Annotated in this window: 26 protein-coding genes, 1 tRNA gene and 1 rRNA gene; 22 read left to right on the forward strand and 6 right to left on the reverse strand. The window is 40.2% G+C overall.

The features are described from left to right. Positions 1 to 52 precede the first annotated feature (52 nt). Positions 53 to 168 (forward strand): 5S ribosomal RNA (gene rrf, locus HMPREF0847_RS00025). A gap of 5 nt (positions 169 to 173) precedes the next feature. Beyond that, positions 174 to 247: transfer RNA gene (locus HMPREF0847_RS00030), tRNA-Asn, on the forward strand. Between the two features lie 114 nt (positions 248 to 361). Here HMPREF0847_RS00030 and HMPREF0847_RS00035 read toward each other — a convergent pair. Beyond that, positions 362 to 1,717, reverse strand: a complete 1,356-nt coding sequence (locus tag HMPREF0847_RS00035) for an aspartate kinase (protein ID WP_008809620.1) — start codon at positions 1,715 to 1,717, stop codon at positions 362 to 364. Positions 1,718 to 1,969: 252 nt separating this feature from the next. Between HMPREF0847_RS00035 and HMPREF0847_RS00040 the strand changes: the two genes are divergently transcribed. From HMPREF0847_RS00040 to HMPREF0847_RS00115, 16 genes are all read left to right on the forward strand, one after another. After that, on the forward strand, positions 1,970 to 2,761 hold the full coding sequence (locus HMPREF0847_RS00040) for an enoyl-CoA hydratase (protein ID WP_008809619.1): 792 nt from the start codon (positions 1,970 to 1,972) through the stop codon (positions 2,759 to 2,761). 138 nt (positions 2,762 to 2,899) lie between these two features. Further along, on the forward strand, positions 2,900 to 3,334 hold the full coding sequence (gene fabT, locus HMPREF0847_RS00045; protein WP_008809618.1) for a fatty acid biosynthesis transcriptional regulator FabT: 435 nt from the start codon (positions 2,900 to 2,902) through the stop codon (positions 3,332 to 3,334). After that, complete coding sequence (locus HMPREF0847_RS00050) at positions 3,334 to 4,308, forward strand: beta-ketoacyl-ACP synthase III (RefSeq protein ID WP_008809617.1); 975 nt, start codon at positions 3,334 to 3,336, stop codon at positions 4,306 to 4,308. The genes fabT and HMPREF0847_RS00050 overlap by 1 nt, the downstream gene beginning before the upstream one ends. 54 nt (positions 4,309 to 4,362) lie before the next feature. Beyond that, positions 4,363 to 4,587: an acyl carrier protein gene (locus HMPREF0847_RS00055; RefSeq protein WP_002893611.1), complete on the forward strand. Its 225-nt coding sequence runs from the start codon at positions 4,363 to 4,365 to the stop codon at positions 4,585 to 4,587. A 288-nt stretch (positions 4,588 to 4,875) separates the two neighbouring features. Further along, positions 4,876 to 5,850, forward strand: a complete 975-nt coding sequence (gene fabK / locus HMPREF0847_RS00060) for an enoyl-[acyl-carrier-protein] reductase FabK (protein ID WP_008809616.1) — start codon at positions 4,876 to 4,878, stop codon at positions 5,848 to 5,850. Beyond that, positions 5,843 to 6,763 carry an ACP S-malonyltransferase gene (fabD, locus tag HMPREF0847_RS00065; protein WP_008809615.1) on the forward strand — a complete coding sequence of 307 codons (921 nt, stop codon included), beginning with the start codon at positions 5,843 to 5,845 and terminating at the stop codon, positions 6,761 to 6,763. The genes fabK and fabD overlap by 8 nt, the downstream gene beginning before the upstream one ends. A gap of 9 nt (positions 6,764 to 6,772) precedes the next feature. Then, entirely contained in the window at positions 6,773 to 7,507 is a 735-nt protein-coding gene (gene fabG, locus HMPREF0847_RS00070) for a 3-oxoacyl-[acyl-carrier-protein] reductase (RefSeq protein WP_008809614.1), read from the forward strand. Positions 7,508 to 7,596: 89 nt separating this feature from the next. Further along, positions 7,597 to 8,829 (forward strand): beta-ketoacyl-ACP synthase II, encoded by a 1,233-nt coding sequence (gene fabF, locus HMPREF0847_RS00075; protein WP_008809613.1) that lies wholly within the window; start codon positions 7,597 to 7,599, stop codon positions 8,827 to 8,829. A 6-nt stretch (positions 8,830 to 8,835) separates the two neighbouring features. Continuing rightward, complete coding sequence (gene accB, locus HMPREF0847_RS00080; protein ID WP_008809612.1) at positions 8,836 to 9,324, forward strand: acetyl-CoA carboxylase biotin carboxyl carrier protein; 489 nt, start codon at positions 8,836 to 8,838, stop codon at positions 9,322 to 9,324. After that, a complete protein-coding gene (fabZ, locus tag HMPREF0847_RS00085) occupies positions 9,321 to 9,743 on the forward strand; it encodes a 3-hydroxyacyl-ACP dehydratase FabZ (protein WP_008809611.1) in 423 nt (140 codons plus the stop codon). Before accB ends, fabZ begins: the two co-directional genes overlap by 4 nt. Before the next feature lie 17 nt (positions 9,744 to 9,760). Beyond that, positions 9,761 to 11,140 (forward strand): acetyl-CoA carboxylase biotin carboxylase subunit, encoded by a 1,380-nt coding sequence (locus HMPREF0847_RS00090; protein WP_008809610.1) that lies wholly within the window; start codon positions 9,761 to 9,763, stop codon positions 11,138 to 11,140. Between the two features lie 67 nt (positions 11,141 to 11,207). Further along, positions 11,208 to 12,071 carry an acetyl-CoA carboxylase, carboxyltransferase subunit beta gene (accD, locus tag HMPREF0847_RS00095; protein ID WP_037622195.1) on the forward strand — a complete coding sequence of 288 codons (864 nt, stop codon included), beginning with the start codon at positions 11,208 to 11,210 and terminating at the stop codon, positions 12,069 to 12,071. Continuing rightward, positions 12,068 to 12,838 (forward strand): acetyl-CoA carboxylase carboxyl transferase subunit alpha, encoded by a 771-nt coding sequence (locus tag HMPREF0847_RS00100; protein ID WP_012130742.1) that lies wholly within the window; start codon positions 12,068 to 12,070, stop codon positions 12,836 to 12,838. Before accD ends, HMPREF0847_RS00100 begins: the two co-directional genes overlap by 4 nt. A gap of 95 nt (positions 12,839 to 12,933) precedes the next feature. Further along, positions 12,934 to 13,674 (forward strand): hypothetical protein, encoded by a 741-nt coding sequence (locus HMPREF0847_RS00105; RefSeq protein WP_020992567.1) that lies wholly within the window; start codon positions 12,934 to 12,936, stop codon positions 13,672 to 13,674. A gap of 244 nt (positions 13,675 to 13,918) precedes the next feature. Beyond that, positions 13,919 to 14,467: a carboxymuconolactone decarboxylase family protein gene (locus HMPREF0847_RS00110; RefSeq protein WP_008809607.1), complete on the forward strand. Its 549-nt coding sequence runs from the start codon at positions 13,919 to 13,921 to the stop codon at positions 14,465 to 14,467. Between the two features lie 18 nt (positions 14,468 to 14,485). Then, the gene (locus tag HMPREF0847_RS00115) at positions 14,486 to 15,550 is read left to right on the forward strand and encodes an acyl-CoA dehydrogenase family protein (RefSeq protein ID WP_008809606.1); all 1,065 of its coding nucleotides are present in this window, start codon (positions 14,486 to 14,488) and stop codon (positions 15,548 to 15,550) included. A gap of 497 nt (positions 15,551 to 16,047) precedes the next feature. Here the strand turns inward: HMPREF0847_RS00115 and serS are convergent, their stop codons facing one another. Next, a complete protein-coding gene (serS, locus tag HMPREF0847_RS00120) occupies positions 16,048 to 17,325 on the reverse strand; it encodes a serine--tRNA ligase (protein ID WP_008809605.1) in 1,278 nt (425 codons plus the stop codon). Between the two features lie 310 nt (positions 17,326 to 17,635). Here serS and HMPREF0847_RS00125 point away from each other — a divergent pair, with 310 nt between their 5' ends. Together HMPREF0847_RS00125 and HMPREF0847_RS00130 are read left to right on the forward strand one after the other, a co-directional pair. Then, a complete protein-coding gene (locus HMPREF0847_RS00125) occupies positions 17,636 to 18,193 on the forward strand; it encodes a TetR/AcrR family transcriptional regulator (RefSeq protein ID WP_008809604.1) in 558 nt (185 codons plus the stop codon). Then, the gene (locus HMPREF0847_RS00130; protein ID WP_008809603.1) at positions 18,186 to 18,764 is read left to right on the forward strand and encodes an NAD(P)H-dependent oxidoreductase; all 579 of its coding nucleotides are present in this window, start codon (positions 18,186 to 18,188) and stop codon (positions 18,762 to 18,764) included. The genes HMPREF0847_RS00125 and HMPREF0847_RS00130 overlap by 8 nt, the downstream gene beginning before the upstream one ends. Positions 18,765 to 18,994: 230 nt before the next feature. On the opposite strand, the gene HMPREF0847_RS00135 is transcribed toward HMPREF0847_RS00130, so the two are convergent. The 4 genes from HMPREF0847_RS00135 to HMPREF0847_RS00150 form a co-directional block, all read right to left on the reverse strand. Beyond that, positions 18,995 to 19,357 (reverse strand): DUF956 family protein, encoded by a 363-nt coding sequence (locus HMPREF0847_RS00135; RefSeq protein WP_002908911.1) that lies wholly within the window; start codon positions 19,355 to 19,357, stop codon positions 18,995 to 18,997. Between the two features lie 70 nt (positions 19,358 to 19,427). Continuing rightward, positions 19,428 to 20,339: a PTS system mannose/fructose/sorbose family transporter subunit IID gene (locus HMPREF0847_RS00140; RefSeq protein ID WP_008809602.1), complete on the reverse strand. Its 912-nt coding sequence runs from the start codon at positions 20,337 to 20,339 to the stop codon at positions 19,428 to 19,430. Between the two features lie 17 nt (positions 20,340 to 20,356). Beyond that, positions 20,357 to 21,157 (reverse strand): PTS mannose/fructose/sorbose transporter subunit IIC, encoded by an 801-nt coding sequence (locus HMPREF0847_RS00145; RefSeq protein ID WP_008809601.1) that lies wholly within the window; start codon positions 21,155 to 21,157, stop codon positions 20,357 to 20,359. Positions 21,158 to 21,275: 118 nt separating this feature from the next. Continuing rightward, a complete protein-coding gene (locus tag HMPREF0847_RS00150) occupies positions 21,276 to 22,265 on the reverse strand; it encodes a PTS sugar transporter subunit IIB (protein ID WP_020992568.1) in 990 nt (329 codons plus the stop codon). Positions 22,266 to 22,605: 340 nt separating this feature from the next. On the opposite strand from HMPREF0847_RS00150, the gene HMPREF0847_RS00155 reads away from it, so the two are divergent. Beyond that, on the forward strand, positions 22,606 to 23,856 hold the full coding sequence (locus HMPREF0847_RS00155) for a diaminopimelate decarboxylase (RefSeq protein WP_008809599.1): 1,251 nt from the start codon (positions 22,606 to 22,608) through the stop codon (positions 23,854 to 23,856). Between the two features lie 54 nt (positions 23,857 to 23,910). Then, positions 23,911 to 24,159 carry a YneF family protein gene (locus tag HMPREF0847_RS00160; RefSeq protein WP_008809598.1) on the forward strand — a complete coding sequence of 83 codons (249 nt, stop codon included), beginning with the start codon at positions 23,911 to 23,913 and terminating at the stop codon, positions 24,157 to 24,159. Positions 24,160 to 24,226: the final 67 nt, after the last annotated feature.

Consider the following 24,226-nt stretch of genomic DNA (forward strand, 5'->3'; position numbering starts at 1 on the left):
CTTGTTAGAAATGAGTAGTTATTCAATTTTGAGTAGATTAGATACTCAATAGTTAAGTGACGATAGCCTAGGAGATACACCTGTACCCATGCCGAACACAGCAGTTAAGCCCTAGAACGCCGGAAGTAGTTGGGGGTTGCCCCCTGTGAGATATGGTAGTCGCTTAGCATTTATCCGGCATAGCTCAGTTGGTAGTAGCGCATGACTGTTAATCATGATGTCGTAGGTTCGAGTCCTACTGCCGGAGTTATATCTATAAGTAAGACAAGAAATTCTTGTCTTTTTATATTTATTGTGTTTTTACAATTTAACTTTTAAGTTCTTATTTAATAAAAAGCTTGAAGATTATTCTTCAAGCTTTTTATTGTTTATTAAAGAATGCTTCATAGAGGGCTTTAATAGCTGCTTTTTCTTGTTCAGAGTTTACTACGAGCATGATAGAAACTTCGCTAGATCCTTGAGAGATCATTTGAATATTAATTTTGCTGTCTGATAGAGCCTTTGTAGCAGTAGCAGTCAGACCGATATGGCTTTTCATTTGCTCACCTACAATCATGATGATTGACAAGCCGTGTTCGATTTCTGCATGATCTACTTCAATTTTTTGTGTAAGTTGACGGAGAATTTCTTCTTCTTTTATTGGGGTTAATTCCCTTTCTCTTAGAATGATTGATAAATCATCGATTCCTGTCGGCATGTGTTCCCAACGAATATTCAATTCTTCCAAGATTTGGAGAACTTTGCGACCGAAACCAACTTCACGGTTCATCAAATATTTTGACATGTTTATACTAACGAAGTTGGAATCTCCTGCAATACCAACAACAGGGATAGCTTTATCAGTATGATTTAGAATAATTTTTGTCCCGGGATGATTAGGGTTATTTGTATTTTTAATAACTAAAGGAATTTTACCACGGTAAGCTGGAATAAGTGCTTCATCATGAAGGACACTAAAACCTGCATATGCAAGTTCACGCATTTCACGATAGGTTAATTCTGGAATAGAGTCTGGTTCATGAATAATACCAGGATGGGCTGCAAAAATGCCATCTACATCAGTGAAGTTTTCATATAGATCAGCTTTAACTCCGGCAGCAATGATTGATCCTGTTATGTCTGAGCCACCTCTAGAGAAAGTACAGATTTGATTGTCTTTAGTTACACCAAAGAAACCAGGTATTACAAGTACTTCTTCAAAGTTGGTTAATTCTTCAATTTTATCATAGCTAGAAGGCAAAATTCTTGCGTTCCCAGGCTCGCTACTGACAAATATTCCTGCATCTCTAGGGTGAATATAACGGGCATTAAGGCCGTTTTTATTAAAGAATGCAGCAACTAGCTTGGCATTATTGTTCTCTCCAGCTGCTAAAAAACTATCATAAAGAAATAGATTATCTTCGATTGGTAGTGTGGCTAGATTTAAAATGCTCTTTGTTATTTTTTCAAGGACAACAGGTTTGAGCTCTAATTCTTCAATCATCTGAGCATATCGATTAATGATCCATTCTTGGTGTGGAGTGACATCGCCTTCTTCAACGTATGCTCGGTAATATTTGATTAGTGCGTCTGTAACCTTTGTATCAGATTCCTCTCGTTTTCCGGGTGCTGAAACAACTACAAACTTTCGATCGGAATCAGATTTTACAATATTTAAAACTTTTTCTAATTGAGTTGCAGAGGCAAGTGAACTACCACCAAATTTGACAACTTTCATATTTTCTCCTAAAGGGTTTTGTTATTATTCAGACAATTTGTAATATTGCTTCTTTACATTATAGCAAATATCAAGCATAGTGTCAGTTTTTTTAGGAATAAAAAGTAGAAAAGCCGAACTATTGCTTTATTCTTTCAGATTTTGTTTTGAGAAAATAAAATTTTGTGCTAGAATATTTTAAAAGCAACAATTTGATATTCAAAATATTTGCATATCAAATCAAATTGCAAAGATAGAATTTGGAGAAGTGATATGACATTTACAAATATTTTCTACGAAGTTCTGGACGAAGTAGCTATTCTTACCTTTAACCGACCAGAGGTTTCTAACGGATTTAATATTCCCATGTGCCAAGAAATTTTAGAAGCAATTTCATTGGCTGGGTCAGACGATAGTGTAAAAATTTTGCTTATCAAGGCAAATGGTAAGGTTTTTTCAGTTGGAGGAGATTTAGCAGAAATGCAACGTGCTGTTGATGCTGATGATATCCAATCCTTAGTGAAGATTGCTGAGTTAGTAAATGTTATTTCCTTTGAGATGAAGAAATTACCTAAGCCTGTCATCATGAGTGTCGATGGGCCTGTTGCAGGTGCTGCTGCTAATATGGTCGTTGCTGCTGATTTTTGTATTGCAAGTGAAAAAGCTCGATTTATTCAGGCTTTCGTTGGAGTTGGATTGGCTCCTGATGCGGGAGGATTGTATCTACTAACTCGTGCTATTGGTGTGACTCGTGCAACCCACCTTGTCATGACTGGTGAGGCTTTGACAGCTGAAAAAGCTTTGGAATACGGGATCCTTTATCGACTTTGTGAATCTGAAAAGTTGGAGAAAACGACAGAGCAATTAATCAAAAAACTAAAACGTGGTTCAGGAAATTCGTATAAGGCAATGAAAGAAATGATTTGGAAAAGTCAATTTTCTGATTGGGAAGAATATGCTGAATTGGAATTGCACTTACAAAAGTCGTTAGCTTTCACCGAAGATTTTAAAGAAGGGGTCTGTGCTTATTCAGAAAAGCGTCGTCCTAAATTTCAAGGAAAATAATATTCGTTTAATTGAAATTATATAAATTGAAAAAAAGTAAATCATTTTCAAAAAGAACTTGCAAAAATATTTGGACTTTGATATAATTTGATAGTCAAATGTTTTGATGCTTGAATATTTATAAAGGGGGATGGATGATTGAATTACCAATTAGTAAATGATTATTTGACGTCGATTTTTAATAATGTATTGGTGATTGAAGAGTCCAGTTTGCGGGGCAGTCGCTTCAATGACGTCTCTATCAAAGAAATGCATACGATTGATGTTATTGGCGAAACTCCCAATGCAACTCCTAGTGACATTTCTAGAGAGCTTATGGTGACTCTAGGAACTGTGACAACGAGCTTAAATAATCTAGAGCGAAAAGGGTATGTAGAACGAACTCGTTCTGATATTGATCGTCGTGTGGTTCATTTGAGTTTGACGAAAAGTGGTCGTCTTTTGTATCGTTTGCATCGACGTTTTCATCATTCAATGCTAGACAAGATTATTGCTGGTATGAGTAGGGATGAAATTCAAGTGATGCAAAAAGGCTTGAAAAACCTATATCAGTTTCTTGAGGATTTAAAATAATGAAATTTGCAAAAATCAGTCAAGTTGCTCATTATGCACCTGAGCAAGTCGTTACGAATGACGATTTAGCCCAAATCATGGATACAAGTGATGAATGGATTTCAAGTCGGACTGGAATCAGAAAGCGTCATATTTCTCATAATGAATCGACAAGCGATTTAGCGACAAGAGTTGCCTTAGATTTACTGAAAAAGTCAGGAATTTCTGCTCAAGATCTTGATTTTATCATCGTTGCTACTATTACGCCAGATTCATTGATGCCATCAACAGCGGCTCGCGTTCAGGCTAATATTGGGGCAAAGAAAGCTTTTGCATATGATTTAATAGCTGCTTGTAGTGGCTTTGTATTTGCTCTTTCGACAGCTGAAAAACTTATATCTTCAGGTGTTTATCAGAAGGGGTTGGTTATTGGAAGTGAAACCTTATCAAAGGTTGTAGATTGGTCTGATCGAGGCACTGCGGTCTTGTTTGGTGATGGTGCGGGAGGAGTCTTGCTGGAAAGCACTTCTGATCAACATTTTCTTGCAGAAATCCAGAAAACGGATGGTTCTCGTGGAGAAAGTCTCACCTCTTGCCAAATTGGTTTGCGATCGCCTTTTGCACAGACTGAGGATGATGAAAAATATTTGACTATGGATGGTAGGGCAATTTTTGATTTTGCTATTCGAGATGTTGCTCAGTCCATTAAAGATACGATTGAAGCTAGTCCGCTGGAAGTTGATGAAATAGATTATTTCTTGCTCCATCAGGCTAATGATCGTATTTTGAATAAAATAGCGAAAAAGCTTGGTGTTTCAAGAGATAAAATTCCAGCTAATATGATGGAATATGGAAATACAAGTGCAGCTAGTATCCCTATTTTACTATCTGAGTGTGTCGAGCAAGGCCTTGTTAAGCTAGATGGAAGTCAGAAAATTTTATTATCTGGTTTCGGTGGAGGTTTGACATGGGGAACACTTATTGTTACAATTTAGTTAATCATGTGGTTTTCACATATTAAAAATATTTTTATTTTAAAGGAGTCTATCATGGCAGTATTTGAAAAAGTACAAGAAATTATTGTAGAAGAACTTGGTAAAGAACCATCAGAAGTTACTCTTGAGTCAACTTTCGATGATCTTGAAGCAGATTCACTTGACTTGTTCCAAGTTATCTCAGAAATCGAAGATGCATTTGACATCCAAATCGAAACTGAAGAAGGTTTGAACACAGTTGGTGATTTGGTTGCTTATGTAGAAGAAAAAACTAAATAAGAAAAAGTAAATGGGGCTGAGAATACGTTCTCGCCCTCTTTTAAAGAAGACGAATTTGAGGTGGCAGTCTTGACTGTCTTTTATCTCTTCTAATGTTTAAGAGGAAACAATAGGCAGAGTAAAGATTCGATGAAGTCAAGATGGCCGGGGTGGAACGAAAAAGTCTGTTTAAATGATTTTTTATCCACTCCCTCTTGTTTAGGTAATAGTTTGACTGTCAAAGTATAGAAAACATTCGTTTTTAAGAGAATCAAGCTATTACTTAAGCAATGATAAAAGGAAGGTATTATGCAAACACGAATTACAGAATTACTAAATATTAAATATCCTATTTTCCAAGGTGGAATGGCTTGGGTAGCAGATGGAGACTTAGCTGGTGCTGTTTCTAAAGCAGGTGGTTTAGGAATTATCGGTGGAGGCAACGCTCCCAAAGAAGTTGTTAAAGCAAATATTGATAAGATTAAGTCTTTGACAGATAAGCCTTTTGGGGTGAATATCATGCTTTTATCACCTTTCGTTGATGATATTGTTGATTTAGTCATTGAAGAAGGCGTAAAAGTAGTGACAACTGGTGCAGGGAATCCAAGTCGGTATATGGCTCGTTTTCACGAAGCGGGTATTACGGTCATTCCAGTAGTGCCAAGTGTTGCTCTCGCTAAGAGGATGGAAAAAATTGGTGCAGATGCTGTTATTGCTGAGGGAATGGAAGCCGGAGGTCATATTGGGAAATTGACAACGATGGCCCTTACTCGGCAAGTTGTAGAAGCGGTCAATATCCCTGTTATTGCAGCTGGAGGTATTGCAGATGGTTCAGGTGCAGCTGCTGGCTTTATGTTAGGAGCAGAAGCAGTTCAATTAGGAACTCGCTTTGTGGTTGCTAAGGAATCAAATGCTCATCAAAATTATAAAGATATGATTTTGAAGGCGCGCGATATTGATACAACAATTTCAGCTCAGCATTTTGGTCATGCAGTCCGCGCTTTGAAAAATAAGCTGACAAGAGATTTTGAAAAAGCTGAAAAAGAAGCTTTCAAACAAGAAAATCCAGATTTAACAGTATTCGAAAATCTTGGTGCGGGTGCCTTAGCAAATGCAGTTGTCCGTGGAGATGTTGAGAATGGTTCAGTCATGTCAGGACAAATTGCTGGTTTGGTCAGCAAGGAAGAGACCGTTGAAGAAATTTTGAAAGATGTTTACTATGGTGCTGCTGAAAGAATTCAGCAAGAAGCTAAACGTTGGGCAGGAGTAACTAGAAATGACTAAAAAAGCCTTTCTATTCGCTGGTCAGGGGGCACAGTACCTTGGTATGGGACGTGAGCTCTATGATCAATATGACGTGGTGAAATCAACTTTTGAGGAAGCTAGTCAAATTTTAGACTATGATGTGCGTGATTTGATTGATAATGATGAAGAAAAACTGAATCAGACCCGCTATACCCAGCCAGCAATTTTGACTACGTCTCTGGCCATTTACCGTTTGTTAATTCAAGAAGGAATTCATCCTGATATGGTTGCTGGTCTTTCTTTAGGAGAATACTCTGCTTTAGTGGCTTCTGGAGCCTTAGATTTTCAAAGCGCTCTAGCTTTGGTTGCTAAACGCGGAGCCTTCATGGAAGAAGCAGCTCCAGCAGGTTCTGGTAAAATGGTGGCAGTTCTTAATGCTGATTTAGATCTGATAGAGAATGCATGTAAAAAGGCCAGTGCGCTTGGCGTAGTGTCTCCAGCTAACTATAATACACCTAGCCAGATTGTAATTGGTGGAGAGGCTGAAGCAGTGGATAAAGCTGTAGAGCTTTTGCAAGAAGCTGGGGTAAAGAGATTGATTCCACTCAACGTATCAGGACCTTTCCACACTGCTCTATTGAAACCTGCTAGTGATTTATTAGCTGAAGCTTTAGAAAATATCAATTTTTCTGACTTTAAAGTTCCTCTGGTAGGGAATACGGAAGCCAGTGTTATGGAAAAGGAACGAATCAAGGAGCTATTAACACGTCAAGTGATGGAGCCAGTTCGCTTTTATGATAGTATTGCCAGAATGCAAGAAGCTGGTGTAACTGAGTTTATCGAGATTGGTCCAGGAAAAGTTCTGTCTGGATTTGTAAAAAAGATTGACAAGTCAGCTACTATTTATCAAGTTGAAGATCAAGCTAGTTTGACACAACTTCTGGAAAAATGAGGAAACAATATGGAATTAAAAAATAAGAACGTATTGATTACAGGTTCCACTCGGGGAATTGGTCTTGCTATTGCCCATAAATTTGCTAGTCTTGGAGCTAATATTATTTTAAATGGACGTGGAGAAGTCTCAGAAAACGTCTTGGCAGAGTTTAAAGACTATCCAGTGAAGGTTTTTGCGGTTACTGGGGATGTTTCAGATAGTGCTGATGCAAAGCGCATGGTAGAAGAAGCAGCTCTAGCTTTGGGTTCAGTAGATGTTTTGGTTAATAATGCAGGAATTACTAAAGATAAACTCATGCTTAAATTAACTGAGGAAGATTTTGAACAAGTGCTAAAGGTTAATTTGACTGGTGCATTTAACATGACACAAGCTGTTTTAAAACCAATGACTAAGGCACGTCAGGGAGCTATTATCAATATGTCCAGCGTAGTCGGTTTGACAGGGAATATCGGCCAGGCAAACTATGCAGCCTCTAAAGCAGGCTTGATTGGTTTTTCTAAGTCAGTAGCTCGTGAGGTTGCGGCTCGAAATATTCGCGTCAATGTGATTGCTCCAGGATTTATTGAATCTGATATGACTGATGGTTTGCCAGAAAAAATTAAAGAAGCTTCTTTGGCTCAAATACCAATGAAACGTTTTGGTAATACTGAGGAAGTTGCAGATGTCGCAGTCTTTCTTGCCAGTCAGGAATATGTAACAGGTCAAGTGATCACTATTGATGGTGGCTTGACAATGCAATAATTTAGTAAAAGTATAGAATAAGTTTACTTAGAATGCGTCTTATTTGCAATTTTCTAAGTTTAAATCTTACCGTAAAAAGGAGTGTTGAGATGAAACTAAATCGTGTTGTAGTAACTGGCTACGGACTAACTTCCCCAATTGGGAACACACCAGAAGAATTTTGGACTAGCCTTAAGGAAGGAAAAATTGGTATTGGGCCAATCACTAAGTTTGACCACAGTGAATTTGCTGTTCATAATGCTGCTGAGGTTCAAGATTTTCCTTTTGATAAATACTTCATTAAAAAAGATACTAACCGTTTTGATAATTATTCACTATATGCTCTGTATGCTGCTGAGGAAGCTGTAAATCATGCAGGACTTGATGTGGAAGCTATTGATAAAGATCGTTTTGGTGTTATCGTTGCTTCAGGTATCGGTGGTATTAAGGAAATTGAAGATCAAGTTATCCGCTTGCATGAAAAAGGTCCAAAACGAGTGAAACCAATGACACTTCCAAAAGCCTTGCCAAATATGGCTTCTGGGAATGTTGCCATGCGCTTTGGTGCCAATGGTGTTTGTAAATCCATTAATACAGCGTGTGCCTCATCTAACGATGCAATTGGAGATGCCTTCCGTTCTATTAAATTTGGTTTCCAAGATGTGATGTTAGTTGGTGGTTCTGAAGCTTCTATCACTCCTTTTGCGATTGCTGGTTTCCAAGCATTGACAGCTTTGTCCACAACTGAAGACCCAACTCGTGCATCTATTCCATTTGATAAAGACAGAAATGGTTTTGTTATGGGTGAAGGATCTGGAATGTTGGTGTTGGAAAGTCTAGAACATGCTGAAAAACGTGGTGCAACAATCCTTGCTGAAGTTGTTGGTTATGGAAATACTTGTGATGCTCACCACATGACCTCACCACATCCGGAAGGACTTGGTGCGATTAAAGCTATTAAACTAGCATTAGAAGAAGCCGAAATCAAGCCTGAAGATGTGGCATATGTTAATGCTCACGGAACTTCTACTCCTGCCAATGAAAAAGGAGAGAGTGGTGCGATTGTATCTGTATTGGGTAAAGATGTCCCTGTTTCTTCTACTAAATCTTTTACAGGTCATTTACTTGGAGCAGCTGGAGCGGTGGAAGCTATTGCGACTATCGAAGCAATGCGCCATAGCTTTGTGCCAAAAACTGCAGGAACTCAAGAATTGTCTGATTACATTGAAGCCAATGTCATTTTTGGCCAAGGAAAAGAGCAGGAAATCCCTTATGCTATTTCCAATACATTTGGTTTTGGTGGACATAATGCTGTTCTTGCCTTTAAACGTTGGGAGGCATAATAACTTATGAATATCAATGAAATTAAAGACTTGATGGCACAGTTTGACCAATCAAGTTTGCGGGAATTTTCATATAAAAATCAACAAGATGAACTAACATTCAGTAAAAACGAAGGAAGAATTGTACCTCAAGAGGTTAATGCAAGTCCTCTTCCTACAGCTACACCAGTAGCTCCAATTGCTCCAGCTCCTCAGGCTGAAGTAGTTGTTGAACAGCAAGAAGTGCCTGCTGAAGCAGCACCGGAACCAATCGTGGCTGAAGGTGATGTCGTGGAAAGTCCTTTGGTTGGAGTAGCCTATTTAGCAGCCGGACCAGATAAACCTGCTTTTGTGAACGTAGGTGACCAAGTGAAAAAAGGGCAAACCTTGATGATTATCGAGGCTATGAAAGTAATGAACGAAGTACCTGCTCCTAAAGATGGTATTATCACGGAAGTTTTAGTTCAAAATGAAGAAATGGTTGAATTTGGGAAAGGTCTGGTACGCATTAAATGATCGATATCAATGCAATAAAAGAGGCGCTTCCGCATCGTTATCCAATGTTGTTGGTGGATCGTGTATTAGAAGTTAGCGAAGATGAGATTGTTGCTTTAAAAAATGTGACAATTAATGAACCATTCTTTAACGGACATTTTCCACAGTATCCAGTCATGCCGGGTGTTTTGATTATGGAAGCTTTGGCTCAGACTGCGGGGGTATTGGAATTATCTAAAGAAGAAAACAAAGGCAAATTAGTCTTTTATGCGGGAATGGATAAGGTCAAATTCAAGAAACAAGTTGTTCCAGGTGATCAGCTTATCATGACTGCTAAATTTGTGAAACGTCGTGGTACCATTGCGGTTGTTGAAGCTAAAGCAGAAGTAGATGGCAAACTTGCAGCTAGTGGTACCTTGACATTTGCTATTGGCCAATAGAAAAGGGAGATTTCACCATGTTTCGTAAAATATTGATTGCTAACCGTGGGGAAATTGCGGTCAGAATTATTCGTGCAGCTCGAGAATTGGGGATTGCTACAGTGGCAGTTTATTCAACAGCTGATAAAGAAGCACTTCATACCTTGTTGGCAGACGAAGCTATTTGTATTGGGCCTGCTAAGTCTACTGATTCCTATCTCAATATGAATGCTGTGCTTTCAGCAGCTGTTCTGACAGAAGCTGAAGCTATTCACCCTGGTTTTGGATTTTTGAGTGAAAATTCTAAGTTCGCAACCATGTGTGAGGAAGTTGGTGTGAAATTCATCGGTCCTTCTGGGGCAATCATGGATATGATGGGCGATAAGATTAATGCTCGTGCTCAAATGATTAAGGCTAATGTTCCAGTTATTCCTGGATCTGACGGAGAAGTTTTTACTGCTGAAGAGGCTTTAGAAGTTGCTGAAAAAATTGGCTACCCTGTTATGCTTAAGGCTTCTGCTGGAGGTGGCGGAAAGGGAATCCGTAAGGTTGAAAAGGCTGAAGATTTGGTAGCGGCTTTTGAGTCTGCTTCTAGCGAGGCTAAGGCTGCCTTTGGGAATGGCGCTATGTATATGGAGCGTGTTATTTATCCCGCTCGTCATATTGAAGTGCAGATTTTGGCCGACCAGCATGGACATGTCGTCCATCTGGGAGAGCGTGACTGCTCGCTTCAGCGTAATAACCAAAAGGTCTTAGAAGAAGCTCCATCAGTGGCTATCGGGAAGACTCTCCGTCAAAAGATTGGAGATGCGGCTGTACGAGCAGCTCAATCAGTGGGATATGAAAATGCTGGAACAATTGAGTTTCTCTATGATGAAAATAAAGGTGAATTCTACTTTATGGAAATGAACACTCGTGTTCAAGTAGAACACCCTGTAACAGAATTTGTGACTGGCGTAGATATTGTTAAGGAACAGATTCGCATTGCTGATGGCCAAGAACTTTCTTTCACGCAGGATGATATTGAAATTCGCGGTCATGCCATCGAATGCCGGATCAATGCTGAAAATCCAGCCTTTAATTTTGCCCCAAGTCCGGGTAAGATTTCAAACCTCTATTTGCCTAGTGGTGGGGTCGGTCTTCGTGTGGACTCAGCAGTTTATCCAGGCTATACCATTCCTCCTTACTATGATAGTATGATTGCTAAAATCATTGTTCATGGGGAAAATCGGTTTGACGCTTTGATGAAGATGCAACGTGCTCTTTATGAATTGGAAATCGATGGTGTATTAACCAACAGTGAGTTTCAGTTAGACTTGATTTCAGACTCTCAGGTTATTGCAGGGGATTATGATACAGCCTTTTTAATGGAGAAATTTCTCCCTGCTTACCAAGAAAGATTAAAAGAAGATAAATAAAACCTTTCATAAAGCGAAGGAAGCTAAGCTTTTGTAAAGGGAAACTGTAGTAATAAAGGAGTAAATGATGGCTTTATTCTCCAAAAAGGATAAATATATCCGGATTAATCCTAATCGTTCATATAGGGAACTGCCTCAACAAAAACCAGAGGTACCGGATGAGCTCTTTTCGAAATGTCCTGGTTGTAAGCATACCATTTACCAAAAAGATTTAGGGAGCGATCGTGTTTGTCCTAATTGTGGTTATACCTTCCGTATTACAGCACTTGAGCGACTTGCTTTAACTGTAGATGAAGATACCTTTGAAGAATTATTTACAGGCATTGAAACAAAAGATCCATTGAATTTTCCTAATTATAAGGACAAGTTGGCCCAAATGCGTGAAAAAACTGGCTTGGATGAAGCTGTGTTAACAGGAACTGCTTCCATTAAGGGACAGAAAACTGCTTTGGGAATAATGGACTCAAACTTTATCATGGCTTCCATGGGAAGTGTAGTTGGAGAAAAAATTACACGCTTGTTTGAATATGCAACTGAACTTCGCTTACCAGTAGTCTTGTTTACAGCTTCTGGAGGGGCACGTATGCAGGAAGGGATTATCAGTCTCATGCAGATGGCCAAAATTTCAGCGGCGGTACAAAGACATTCTAAAGCAGGTTTGTTTTATCTGACGATTTTGACAGACCCTACTACTGGTGGGGTAACAGCGTCATTTGCAATGGAAGGTGACATTATTTTAGCGGAACCTCAAAGTCTTGTTGGATTCGCTGGTCGTCGAGTTATTGAATCCACTGTTCGTGAAAATTTGCCAGACGGTTTTCAAAAGGCAGAATTTCTCTTGGAACATGGTTTTGTAGATGCTATTGTGAAACGAGCAAAATTAAGAGATAAGATTGCTAAATTGTTGGAATTTCATGGAGGGCAGCAATGACAAAGATTACTCGGATTGTAAGAGAAGCGAGAGATCAGACTCGGCTGACGGCTCTTGATTTTGCCAAGGCAATTTTTGATGATTTTATTCAATTGCATGGAGATCGCTCTTTTCGAGATGATGGAGCTGTGATTGGAGGCATCGGTAGCCTAGACGGCCGTCCAGTGACTGTTATTGGAATTCAAAAAGGGAAGAATCTTCAAGATAATCTAAAACGGAATTTCGGTCAACCTCATCCTGAGGGGTATCGTAAAGCTTTGCGCCTAATGAAGCAGGCAGAAAAATTTGGTCGCCCAATCGTTACTTTTATCAATACTGCTGGAGCTTATCCAGGTGTTGGAGCAGAAGAGCGTGGGCAAGGTGAAGCTATTGCTCGAAACCTGATGGAGATGAGTGATCTTAAAGTACCTATTATTGCCATTATTATTGGTGAAGGTGGTTCTGGAGGGGCCTTGGCTCTAGGAGTGGCTAATCGAGTTTGGATGTTAGAGAATTCAATTTATGCAGTCTTGAGTCCGGAAGGCTTTGCTTCTATCTTGTGGAAGGATGGCAGTAGAGCCATGGAAGCTGCTGAGTTAATGAAAATAACATCCCACGAACTCTTGCAAATGGAGATTGTTGATAAGGTAATTGAGGAAACGGGTTTAAGCAATCAGGATTTGATTACTTCTATCAAACAAGAACTTTTAGTTGAATTAGAACAACTTTCTTCATGGAGCGTGGAAGAATTGGTCGACCAACGTTATCAGCGTTTTAGAAAATATTAAGAAGTTTATTTGAAGGCCAGGATATTCTTGTCTTGGTCTCTTTTTACAAATAGTTAGTCTACAATCTATCTTTTTCACCTTAAATCGGATAGCTTGTGCTTAGAGAAGGAGAAGTCAAATGGAAAAAAATCGTTTGTACATTATCATTGCGGTCAGTAGCAGTAATAATTGGAAGTGTTTTGCCTTGGGGGACTGTAAATCTAGGTGGATTTGGTAGTTTAAGTGTTTCAGGAATTGAAGGGGATGGGAAAATTATTATAATTTTAGCCATCGGAGCTATTGTCTTAGCTATTCTTAAAGATCGTACTCAGCCTTTGATTAAAAACTTGGCTATGGGTGTCGTGGCTTTGGGAATTATTGAGACAGCTATTTCTATTTATGCCTTGTTTCGCTTAGGCGATATGAGTGCTAATTTTGGTTATGGTGGTTATGGTATCTCAGTTGGTATAGGTTTGTACTTGACTGCAATTGCTTCAATTGCAACATTTATTTTAGGATTGATGGCTTTTTCGGGAGGAAAGATTTCAAAAGAAACATTGACAGATGCAGCCAATGTAAGTAAGGAATTTGCTCAAACTGTTGGCCGTGTAACTTCTGCAACAGTAAAAACCGCTGTAAATGAAATCAAAAAAGAAACCGATCAGCCAAAAGATGCAGAAGCACCTGCTGTAGCTGAAGAAGCTAAACAAGTAGAAGCTGACGAAAATAAAGAAGAGCCTACAAAGCTAGTAACAGAAGAGGCAGTTGAAAAACAGGTTCAGTCTGAACCAAAAGTAGAAGAGGAAAGCCTAGATCCCGTCGTTTCCAATGAAGCAGCAGAAAGTGATAAAGAGTAATCTTCTATAAGAATTGCTAATGAAAAAGTCTTTTAGTAACCATAGAGGTGAAAAAATAAAAAAAGAAGCCAGAAGGCTTCTTTTTTTGTTTAAACTTTTGTTTGATCACGATAAATTTAGGTAAAAAATTTTAGTTTGAATTACTGCATTATATTCTCTTTATAGGACTTATATAAAATATATATTATACAAGCTGTAGAACCTATGTTAAGATAGTTGCTAATTAAAAGAAAAGAGGTCATTTATGTCAGAATTTACTATCCATACAATTGAGTCCGCACCTGCTGAAGTGAGGGAAGTCCTAGAAACTGTCCAAAAAGATAACGGGGGTTACATTCCTAATCTTATCGGTCTTTTGGCCAATGCGCCAACGGCTTTGGAAACATATCGGACGGTTGGAGCCATCAATCGCCGTAACAGCCTGACACCGACTGAGCGTGAAGTAGTGCAGATTACGGCTGCAGTTACCAACGGTTGTGCTTTCTGTGTAGCGGGTCATACAGCTTTTTCAATCAAGCAGATTCAAATGAATGATGATCTTTTGGAGGCTCTACGTAATCGTACTCCGATTGATACAGATCCGAAGCTAGATACCCTTGCTAAATTTACCATTGCTGTCATCAATACCAAGGGACGGGTCGGAGATGAGGCTTTGGCAGACTTCCTAGAAGCGGGTTATACGCATGAGAATGCTCTGGATGTAGTTCTGGGTGTTAGCCTTGCGACCCTCTGCAATTATGCCAATAATCTGGCCAACACGCCAATTAATCCGGAATTGCAGCCTTATGCCTAGTCTTTGAGGAGGTGGCAAATGACATTTTTTTCAGAAGAGTTTATCAACTGGTTGGATGACCACGCTGATCAGATTGACAAAGAATCCTGTGCAGCGGGTAACCAACTGATTGAGCGTATCGCTGCTGAAGGAGCCTTTCGGGTTGGCGTTCCAGAAGAGCTGGGAGGCCGAGGTGGCAATGATACGGATGTGATAGAAGTGCTCAAGGAGCTGGCTCATCATTCCTTGACTGCATCCTTTATCTCTTGGGGACAAAGGACCTTTATTGATAACGTCTTAAAGTCTGCTAATCCCTACTTTAGAGACCACTATTTGGAGGGGCTCCTGTCAGGGGAATATGCAGGTGCTACAGCCCTGTCCAATGCCGTTAAATTCTTGTCGGACCTAGAAGAGTTAAATGTGTCTATCGTGGAGGAAGACGGACAGCTTTATCTGAAAGGGCGTCTGCCTTGGGTAACCAATGCTCGCGCGGATCGCTTCCTCAGCATATTTGTTGCCGGTTTCGAAGACGGGAGCCACCAGCCGCTGGTTCTGGCTGTGCCGTCTGATGCAGAGAATTTCTCCCGTTCAGCGGATTTAGAGTTTGTATCTTTACAAGGGGGAAATACAGCTGCCCTGACCTTTAATCATGTGCCTTTGCAAGAGGAATGGATTCTTGCACAAGATGCCCAGGCCTTTTTGGCAGAAAATCGCCCAGCTTTTCTAGGTTATCAGTTTGGTTTGGCTCTTGGCCTAGCAGAGAAATCGCTGGAGGAGGTCGAAGCTAATCTGTCAGTCCGCTCTATTTTGAGAGAGGAGTGGGAGGAGCAAGTGGCTGCTCTGACTGAAATCCAGGACCAGCTCTATAGAGGTCTTCTCCAGCCTGCTTATTTTGTTGAGCGTCCTAAGGAGCTCTTCCAGCTGCGAATTGATATAGTTGATGTAGTGGCTCAAAGTCTGCTCTTGGAGCTACAGGCTAGTGGAGGCAGAGGATACTTGAGTAATTCGACTTCTGGGTTTATCCGACGTTGGAACGAAGGAGCTTTTCTTCCCATTGTCTCACCGAGTGCAGTCCAGCTGCGGCATATTTTAGAAGTTTCATAAAAATGATAGCAAATCAGTGACTGATTTATCAGTGGAATGGACATTAAGACGATGATGCAAAAGAGTCACTTTGTAAGCAATTAAAGCTGCTCTGGTTTCTTGAATAGTCTTGATGATTTGCTTATTTCTGACACTAACGTAGCCTTGTCATCTCAAAACAATTGCAAGGATCGACATAAGCTAACATTTTTAGTGACTCTTGCTCCATATTTCAAGTCTAGTAGGCTACCTTTTATTTATTTCCTATGTGAGCTAGATATATTTTGTGAAAGTAGTTAAGTTGCTATATATCCTTTCTGACTTTTGAGTTGTCGTCTATGTCTGTTTTTACGATACAGTCTCATTGCTGGTCAGAAAGATAAGAAAAAATCCAAGATGATACTCTTTGAAAATCTGTTTTTGATTTTCTCTGAGTTGATCTCGGATTTTTTTATTTTAGTAAAATAAGTCTGTACTTAGACCTAGTGATATAGGCAAAGTATCAGGAGAATCTGCTTTTATTTTGGTGAGATGACTTCTAATCCACCCATGTACGGACGCAGAACCTCTGGGATAGTCACAGAGCCATCTTCGTTTTGGTAATTTTCTAAGATAGCAGCCACTGTGCGTCCGACAGCCAGTCCAGAACCGTTGAGAGTATGAAGGAGTTTGACCTTACCATCTGCTTCGTCACGGTAGCGAATTTGAGCTCGACGAGCTTGGAAATCTTCTGTGTTAGAGCAACTAGAGATTTCACGGTAGGTGTTCTGAGCAGGAATCCAAACTTCCAAGTCGTAGGTTTTAGCAGCTGAGAAGCCCATATCTCCAGTACAGAGTGCTACAACTCGGTAAGGTAAATTCAGCTTTTGCAGGATGTTTTCAGCGTTGGCAGTCATCTTTTCCAGCTCTTGATAAGATTCTTCTGGCTTAGCAAATTTCACCATTTCAACCTTGTGGAATTGGTGCAGACGGATGAGACCGCGCGTGTCACGACCAGCAGAGCCAGCTTCAGAGCGGAATGATGGGCTCATAGCAGTGAAGTAGATTGGCAATTCTTTTCCATCTAAAATTTCGTCTCGATAGTAGTTGGTCAGTGGAACTTCAGCAGTCGGAATCAGAACGAAGTTGGTATCGCTTAGCTCAAACGTATCTTCTTTGAACTTAGGATACTGCCCAGTCCCAAACATGGAATCATGGTTTACCATATAAGGAGTGATGACTTCGGTATAGCCTTCTTTGCCATGCTCATCCAGCATGAAGTTATAGATAGCACGCTCAAGTCTTGCTCCCAAGCCCTTATAGAAGAGGAAGCGAGCACCAGTAACTTTTGCCCCGCGCTCCCAGTCTAAGATATCCAGATCTTCACCCAAATCCCAGTGAGCCTTAGCTTCAAAGTCAAATTGGCGCGGTGTACCCCAGCGACGTACTTCGACGTTTTCGTCCTCATCTGCTCCCACAGGAACACTTTCGTGTGGAATGTTAGGTAGAGTAGTAGTGAATTCAGTCAACTTAGCATCCAGTTCAGCCAAGGTTGCGTCTAAGTTCTTGACTTCAGCAGAGAGTTTTTGCATGGCAGCAATCTTGTCATCTGCATTTTCTTTGTTGCGTTTAGCTTGAGCAATCTCAGCAGAAACAGTATTGCGCTCTGCTTTGAGTTCTTCGACCTTTACCAATAAATCCCGGCGTTCTTTGTCAATGGTTTTCATTTGGTTAAGGGTAGCAGCGTCAACACCTCGCGTAGCTAATTTTTCAGCGACAGTATCAAAGTCAGTGCGGATACGTTTTAAATCTAACATAGGTACCTCCAAAAAATAAAAGCACTTTATGAAACTGTTGGAGCGGCAGGGCCGCGGTTCCATCCAACTTCACAAAAGTGCACTTGCTTAATTATTTATTTTTAAACTAACGGTAGAATTTCCTATTTTCTCCTTATCTGCTCACAGCCACCGCAGACTTTCTGAAAAGTGCCCAATAGTACTTATCCGTTTCGACTATTATACAGGATTTTCCGGAAAATGTAAATCCCAGGATGGGAAAAATCTTGACAGAGAAAGATAACTATGTTATCTTTAGATAAAGGTAACATAGTTATCTAAAGGAGTTCTTATGGTAAAACAAACAACGCGTGACCGTATGATTGAAAAGGCAAGCCAGCTTATCAGAGAGTATGGCTATCAGAATATCCCCCTAAGGAAACTGGCATCTCTGCTGGGGGTTACGACTGGTGCTTTCTACAAGGCTTTTGAGGATAAGGAGGAACTTTACTATCAGGTCTGTCTTTTGGAAAACCAGAAGCAGCTTAAGCGTTTAGAGGAGCAGTATCTAGATGGAGTCTCTGATCCTCTGGATTGCATTTGGCAAATAGGACTCTTTCTTTTATCGGAATACAAGACCAACAGTCAGATAATGGATTTTCTCTTTTTCAGCCCTGTAGCGACAGAGGCTTACCGGAAAGGTGAGCTTCTGGAAATCGGGAATAAGACAGTGGTTTATCTGGATCTGCTACCTATTGAGAGTCAGAAAGAGAAAAAGATTCTTTTGCTCAAGCTGGACACCTTCATCACAGGCTATGGTCATTTTATTGCTAAAGGCTTGGAGCCTTTTGATGAGGAAGTCTATCGCTCAATGTTCAATGATTTACTAGGAGGTTACAAACATGATTAAAAATCTCATTGTTTATGCACATCCCTATGAGAAAAGCTTTAACCATGCTATTTTAGAGCAGGTTCAAGATTTGTTGGAGAAGAAAGGTCAGACCTATGAATTGATCGATCTCTATGAGGATGGTTTTAATCCAGTCTATACCAAGGAAGAGCTAGCACTTTTTAATAAAGGGCAGGCACTTGACCCACTGGTTTTAAAATATCAGGAAGCTCTTGCGTCCTGTGACCGCCTTATCATGATTTTTCCTATCTGGTGGGCGGATATGCCAGCTATTGTCAAGGGCTTTGAAGATAAGGTCTTTTTGAAAAATAAGATTTACGAGGAGAGCAAAACTCGCCAGTTAGTTGGTCGTCTGACCAATATTAAAGAGGTGTTGGCTATTACTACCTCTGCAGCACCAACCTTCTATCTTAAGTATTTCTGTGGTGACGTCGTCAAGAAAGCCATGTTGGGACATACCTTTAAGTCTATCGGTGCTAGACAGCGCCGTTGGTTGAATTTCGGGAATATTTCTCAGTCTACAGCTGAAAAACGTCAAGATTTTTTAGAGAAATTGGCAGAAAAGATTTGAAGAGGTAGCTATCATGATTCGTTTTAGAAGGGCAGATGAACGAGATCTTGCTGCTGCGGTCTTGCATTGATAATGTCAGCTTACCCCACCCTATTATTTCAAATGGCTGAAATAGTGCATTCTCAGATTGTTTCACTTTTCAATTTTTTTTTGCTAGCTCCATTTTGCTGATATAAGCAACTTTTGTCTTAGTCGAAAATATAAAAAATAAGGTTGAAACTTTTTCAACCCTATTTTTTCTTCTTAAAGATTCCAGCAATTTTTTGTAACAGAGTCGGCAATCTAACCACCTTGTCGTTGCCGATATGCTCCCGAGCAATTTTGAGTATCTTGCCAGAGTCTTTGGAGGCAAAGAGAAATTTTCCTTTGTCAGTCCAGATTTCAAAGTGGCGGCTGACTTTCTTGCCAGAAACATTGGCGCCGATAGCAGTGATGCTAGTCCAAGGCAGCTGAATATAATCTTCTACATTGGCATCAGCATAAAACTCAAGAGCTGTCTCGCCGATTAAAAATTTCCCAACCTTACCGCCTAATCCGAGGTAGGAAACGCCAGTGGTATTAAATTCAACTGTTTTGTTTTGTGATTGCGCCATAATTGCTCCTTCAAAGTAAATCTCTTTCTATTATACCACAAGAAAAAGAAGGCCGAAACCTTCTTTTTGATTACATAATATTGAAGTAGTGAGCAACAATACCAACAATAAATAATGCAACGATGATAATGATTGGTGAAACTTTTTTCTTCAATAACCACATACAGAGGAATGTTAAGAGTAATCCTAGCAGTCCTGGTATTAAAGAATCAAGTTGACCTTGTAGGGTATTTTGTTTTACTGGTCCAAGGTTTACACCAGGGGCTCTGTTTAATATTTCAACTAATTTCTCTCCGGTTACAGGGCCGTTAGGAATTTCAACATAAGCTTTTGGATCTGTAAGAGTTGTAGATGGCAAGGCAATTTTGAAACCAATGTTGACCCATTGTTTTACAAGAACACCAATGATAAACATACCCAAGATAGAGGCACCTTTGGTAATATCTTGGAGGATACCACCAGACATATCTTTGGTGATTTCAGAACCAGCCTTGTAGCCCAATTCTTGTGTGTACCAGAGGAAAGCCATACGAATTGCATTCCAAAGAACAAAGAAAAGTAGTGGACCGATGATATTTCCTGATGCGGCTAGAGAAGCTCCTAGTGCTCCTAAAATTGGTCGTACAGTAAACCAGAAAACAGGGTCTCCGATACCAGCAAGAGGTCCCATCATACCAATCTTAACCCCTTGGATAGCTGCATCATCAATTGACGCACCGTTTGCTTTTTCTTCTTCAAGTGCAAGTGTTACACCAAGAATAGGAGCTGCAACATATGGGTGAGTGTTGAAGAATTCCAAGTGACGCTCAAGAGCTGCAGCCTGGTCTTCCTTTTTAGTGTACAATCTTTTAATTGCTGGGATTAGTGAATAAGCCCAACCCAAGTTTTGCATGCGTTCATAGTTCCAAGAACCTTGTAAGAAAGTAGAACGCCACCAAACTTTTTGACGATCTGATTTTGTTAATTGCAGTTTTTCAGTCATGATTCGTTTCTCCTTTCTTAGTAGTCCTCTAAAATATCGCCGATTGGGTCGTTAGATGAAGCGACTGCTACACCACCATTTCCACCTTTCTTAGAAAGGTTAATGTAAATAAGAGCAAGTGCAACACCGATTGTACCAAAAGCGATGAGAGATAAACCACTAACAGCAGCAAGAGCGAAACCAATAGCGAAGAAAGGCCATACTTCACGGGTTGCCATCATGTTGATAACCATAGCATAACCGACAGCTACGACCATGCTACCGCCTACTTCCATCCCTTCTTTGAGCCAAACTGGCATTGATTGAAGAGCTGCTTTTACTGATTCCGCAGGAATCAAAAGTAAAAGAATAGCAGGGACTGCAATACGTAACCCTTGGAGGAGGAGGGCAGTATAATGTGCTCTTTCAACACCACGAATATCTCCTTTTTTAGCAGCAGAATCAGCACCATGAACTAGGGCAACTGAAGCAGTACGGACAATCATGGTCAAAAAGAGACCAGCTACTGCAAGAGGAATAGCTGTGGCTGTAGCTACTGAGATATCATCTTTTGCACCACCGCTCTGCACTAAAATAATTGCAGATGCTACGGATGCAAGAGCTACATCGGGAGCTACAGCAGCGCCGATATTTGCCCAACCAAGAGCGATTAGCTGAAGTGAACCGCCTAGCATAACACCGACAGTTAAGTTACCTGTTACCAAACCAATCAAAGTACATGCAACAATTGGTTGGTGGAATTGGAATTGGTCCAAGATACCTTCAAGACCAGCAAGGAAGGCAACAAAGACCACTAAAACCATAGAAATAATAGACATGATTTATAATTATCCTTTCATGAGATATGAGGACGTAAAATAGTCAGGCAAAACCTAGAAAGAACTGAGAGGTGTAGCTTTGCTAAACTATCTGTCCAAATTTTATTCAATTAATGTATTATTGAACGTTTGCTTTTGTAATTAAGTCAAACAAATCTTTTTTAGAATCATTTGGTACTTTACGAACGTCAAATTCAACGCCAAGATCACGGAGTTTTTCGTAAGTAGCGACATCGTCCTTGTCCATTGATAGTACATTGTTAACCATTGTTTTACCTGTTGAGTGAGCCATAGAACCTACATTGAGAGTCTTGATTGGCACACCGCCTTCAATAGCACGAAGAGCGTCTTGAGGAGTTTCAAACAGGATCAGAGCATGAGTATTACCAAAGCGTGGGTCTTTTGAAACAGCAATCAGTTTGTCGATAGGCACAACGTTTGCTTTCACATTACCTGGTGCAGCTTGTTTGATTAACTCTTTGCGAAGTTCATCCTTAGCTACTGAGTCAGAAGCTACGATAATACGGTCAGCTTTTGAATCTGGTGTCCAAGCAGTTGCGACTTGTCCATGAAGCAAACGTGTATCAATACGTGCAAGATTGATTTTGAGCTTGCCATCACCGATGACAGTACCTTCTGGAATAGCAGCTTGAGCAGTTGCTGCAACAGGAGCGCTTGTAACTTCTTCTGCTGGATTCAATTCTTCAGGCAGAGCTTTCACACCTTCTTTTGCTTCTTTGATGATATTAGCTACTACGGCATCAACACCAGCGTTAGCATCCATCATTCTTTCTGTATATGCTTGAATCAACATTGGCAGATTCAAACCTGTAATAATAGCGAACTTGCGATCTGGATTTTCACCCATTACACGGCTAGCTTGGTTGAATGGAGAACCACTCCAAAGGTCAGCCAAGACTAAGACTTCATCGTCCGCATCAAACTGTGCCACAGCGTTATTGAATTTAGCATACAAATCATCAGGGCCTTCATTTGGCATAAAAGTAACAACTTGTACTTTTTCTTGTTCGCCAAAAATCATAGAACCTGATTGATGAATGCCAGCAGCAAATTCACCATGGCTTGCAATAATGATTCCAATACTCATTATTGACATTCCCCCTTATTAAAATGTTTGACCAAACTTTAAGAAAAGTTTAAGACAACCTTATTATAAAACGTTTTCAGGAAAAAAACAAGGGGGAGGCGCCAAAATGAATCAAATTCATTCAAGGAATAAAAGTACTCTAAAATATTGCTACAAGTACATTTTTTAATATTTAAATAGTAGAAAAATATAAAAATAAAAAACCAGTTTGAAAAAGATCGGTTAATATATGAATGAAGGTGGTAGAAAATGATAGATACGAAGGAGATGTACTGGGGTGGAAAGCTTATGAGATACTTATGGTATAATAGAGTGAATTACAATGAAAGTGTGGCATATTATGAAAACTCCTTTTATCAGTCGTGAAAAGCTAGCCGAGATTACGGCTCAGTTTCCAACCCCTTTCCATCTTTATGATGAGAAGGGAATTCGGGAAAGAGCGCGTGCCCTGCATGAGGCCTTTTCTTGGAATCCAGGCTTTAAAGAGTATTTTGCCGTTAAGGCCACTCCCAATCCTGCTATTTTAAAAATCCTCAAAGAAGAAGGTTGTGGGGTGGACTGTGCCAGCTATGTCGAACTGCTCATGAGTCAAAAGCTGGGCTTTGCTGGACAGGATATCATGTTTTCGTCCAATAACACACCAGCTGAGGAATTTCAGTTTGCGCGTGACCTTGGAGCGACTATCAATCTGGATGCCTATGAAGATGTGGCTTTTTTAAAGGAGGCTGCTGGTATTCCCAAGGTCATTTCTTGCCGTTACAACCCTGGCGGTGTCTTTGAGCTGGAAACCAGCATCATGGATAATCCAGAAGAAGCCAAGTTTGGTATGACTAAGGACCAGTTGATTCAGGCTTTCAAAGAGCTCAAGGAGCTGGGAGCTGAGAAGTTTGGGATCCATGCCCTCTTGGCCTCAAATACTGTCAGCAATGACTACTATCCTGAACTGGCCCGTCAGCTTTTTGAGCTGGCTGTGGAAGTAGTGGCTGAGACAGGAGTTGAGTTGGATTTTATCAATCTATCTGGTGGTGTCGGTATCAATTACCAACCTGAAGGTGAGAAAAATGACATTGCAGTCATCGGTCAAGGAGTTCGTCAGGCCTATGAAGCTATTCTGATACCTGCTGGCCTAGGAAAGGTCAAGATTTATACAGAGCTGGGTCGCTTTATGTTGGCACCTTTTGGCCTACTTGTTACCAAGGTTACCCATAAGAAGCAGACCTACCGAACCTATCTGGGGGTGGATGCCTCAGCGGTTAATCTGCTGCGTCCAGCTATGTATGGTTCTTATCACCACATTACCAATATGGATCGACCTGAGGGTGAGACGGAGATTGTGGATGTTGTCGGTAGTCTCTGTGAGAATAATGATAAATTTGCCATTAATCGTCCGCTGCCTATCAGCCAAATCGGTGATACACTCGTAATTCACGATACAGGTGCCCATGGCTTTTCAATGGGGTATCAGTACAATGCCAAACTTCGTTCCAGCGAAATTCTCTTGGAAGAAGATGGAAATGTTCGTATGATTCGTCGAGCTGAAAGACCAGAAGATTATTTTGCGACTCTCTATGGATTTGACTTTGAAAAATAAAGAAGATTTGGTATAATGAAAGCAACGCAAAAAAGGAAATAGGAGATTTATTTTATGAGTTTATTTTTAGCAATTTTGCTGATTATTCTTGCTTTTGCAGGTGGTGTATTTGCAGGAATGTATATCCTTCGTAAGCAAGTCGAAAAAGAATTTGCTGAAAATCCGCGTTTGAATGTGGAAGCAGTTCGTACTTTGCTTGGAGCAAGTGGACAGCGTCCAAGTGAGGCAAAAGTCCAACAAGTTTATCGCCAAATTATCAACCAACAGAAATCAGCTTTAGCTAACAGCAAAAAGAAAAAATAATCATTTGATTATTAAATATCAAAAGGGGATTTGGGCTGTAGGCCCAATCCCTTATTTAGAAAGAAGA

Source organism: Streptococcus sp. 2_1_36FAA (assembly GCF_000161955.2).
Lineage (GTDB): Bacteria > Bacillota > Bacilli > Lactobacillales > Streptococcaceae > Streptococcus > Streptococcus gordonii.

Excerpts from the sequence above, each read along its gene's own strand:
- HMPREF0847_RS00035 (WP_008809620.1), bottom strand. The coding sequence starts at position 1,717 with ATGAAAGTTGTCAAATTTGGTGGTAGTTCACTTGCCTCTGCAACTCAA.
- HMPREF0847_RS00040 (WP_008809619.1), top strand. The coding sequence starts at position 1,970 with ATGACATTTACAAATATTTTCTACGAAGTTCTGGACGAAGTAGCTATT.
- HMPREF0847_RS00050 (WP_008809617.1), top strand. The coding sequence starts at position 3,334 with ATGAAATTTGCAAAAATCAGTCAAGTTGCTCATTATGCACCTGAGCAA.
- HMPREF0847_RS00055 (WP_002893611.1), top strand. The coding sequence starts at position 4,363 with ATGGCAGTATTTGAAAAAGTACAAGAAATTATTGTAGAAGAACTTGGT.
- fabK (WP_008809616.1), top strand. The coding sequence starts at position 4,876 with ATGCAAACACGAATTACAGAATTACTAAATATTAAATATCCTATTTTC.
- fabD (WP_008809615.1), top strand. The coding sequence starts at position 5,843 with ATGACTAAAAAAGCCTTTCTATTCGCTGGTCAGGGGGCACAGTACCTT.
- fabG (WP_008809614.1), top strand. The coding sequence starts at position 6,773 with ATGGAATTAAAAAATAAGAACGTATTGATTACAGGTTCCACTCGGGGA.
- fabF (WP_008809613.1), top strand. The coding sequence starts at position 7,597 with ATGAAACTAAATCGTGTTGTAGTAACTGGCTACGGACTAACTTCCCCA.
- accB (WP_008809612.1), top strand. The coding sequence starts at position 8,836 with ATGAATATCAATGAAATTAAAGACTTGATGGCACAGTTTGACCAATCA.
- fabZ (WP_008809611.1), top strand. The coding sequence starts at position 9,321 with ATGATCGATATCAATGCAATAAAAGAGGCGCTTCCGCATCGTTATCCA.
- HMPREF0847_RS00090 (WP_008809610.1), top strand. The coding sequence starts at position 9,761 with ATGTTTCGTAAAATATTGATTGCTAACCGTGGGGAAATTGCGGTCAGA.
- accD (WP_037622195.1), top strand. The coding sequence starts at position 11,208 with ATGGCTTTATTCTCCAAAAAGGATAAATATATCCGGATTAATCCTAAT.
- HMPREF0847_RS00100 (WP_012130742.1), top strand. The coding sequence starts at position 12,068 with ATGACAAAGATTACTCGGATTGTAAGAGAAGCGAGAGATCAGACTCGG.
- HMPREF0847_RS00110 (WP_008809607.1), top strand. The coding sequence starts at position 13,919 with ATGTCAGAATTTACTATCCATACAATTGAGTCCGCACCTGCTGAAGTG.
- HMPREF0847_RS00115 (WP_008809606.1), top strand. The coding sequence starts at position 14,486 with ATGACATTTTTTTCAGAAGAGTTTATCAACTGGTTGGATGACCACGCT.
- serS (WP_008809605.1), bottom strand. The coding sequence starts at position 17,325 with ATGTTAGATTTAAAACGTATCCGCACTGACTTTGATACTGTCGCTGAA.
- HMPREF0847_RS00125 (WP_008809604.1), top strand. The coding sequence starts at position 17,636 with ATGGTAAAACAAACAACGCGTGACCGTATGATTGAAAAGGCAAGCCAG.
- HMPREF0847_RS00130 (WP_008809603.1), top strand. The coding sequence starts at position 18,186 with ATGATTAAAAATCTCATTGTTTATGCACATCCCTATGAGAAAAGCTTT.
- HMPREF0847_RS00135 (WP_002908911.1), bottom strand. The coding sequence starts at position 19,357 with ATGGCGCAATCACAAAACAAAACAGTTGAATTTAATACCACTGGCGTT.
- HMPREF0847_RS00140 (WP_008809602.1), bottom strand. The coding sequence starts at position 20,339 with ATGACTGAAAAACTGCAATTAACAAAATCAGATCGTCAAAAAGTTTGG.
- HMPREF0847_RS00145 (WP_008809601.1), bottom strand. The coding sequence starts at position 21,157 with ATGTCTATTATTTCTATGGTTTTAGTGGTCTTTGTTGCCTTCCTTGCT.
- HMPREF0847_RS00150 (WP_020992568.1), bottom strand. The coding sequence starts at position 22,265 with ATGAGTATTGGAATCATTATTGCAAGCCATGGTGAATTTGCTGCTGGC.
- HMPREF0847_RS00155 (WP_008809599.1), top strand. The coding sequence starts at position 22,606 with ATGAAAACTCCTTTTATCAGTCGTGAAAAGCTAGCCGAGATTACGGCT.
- HMPREF0847_RS00160 (WP_008809598.1), top strand. The coding sequence starts at position 23,911 with ATGAGTTTATTTTTAGCAATTTTGCTGATTATTCTTGCTTTTGCAGGT.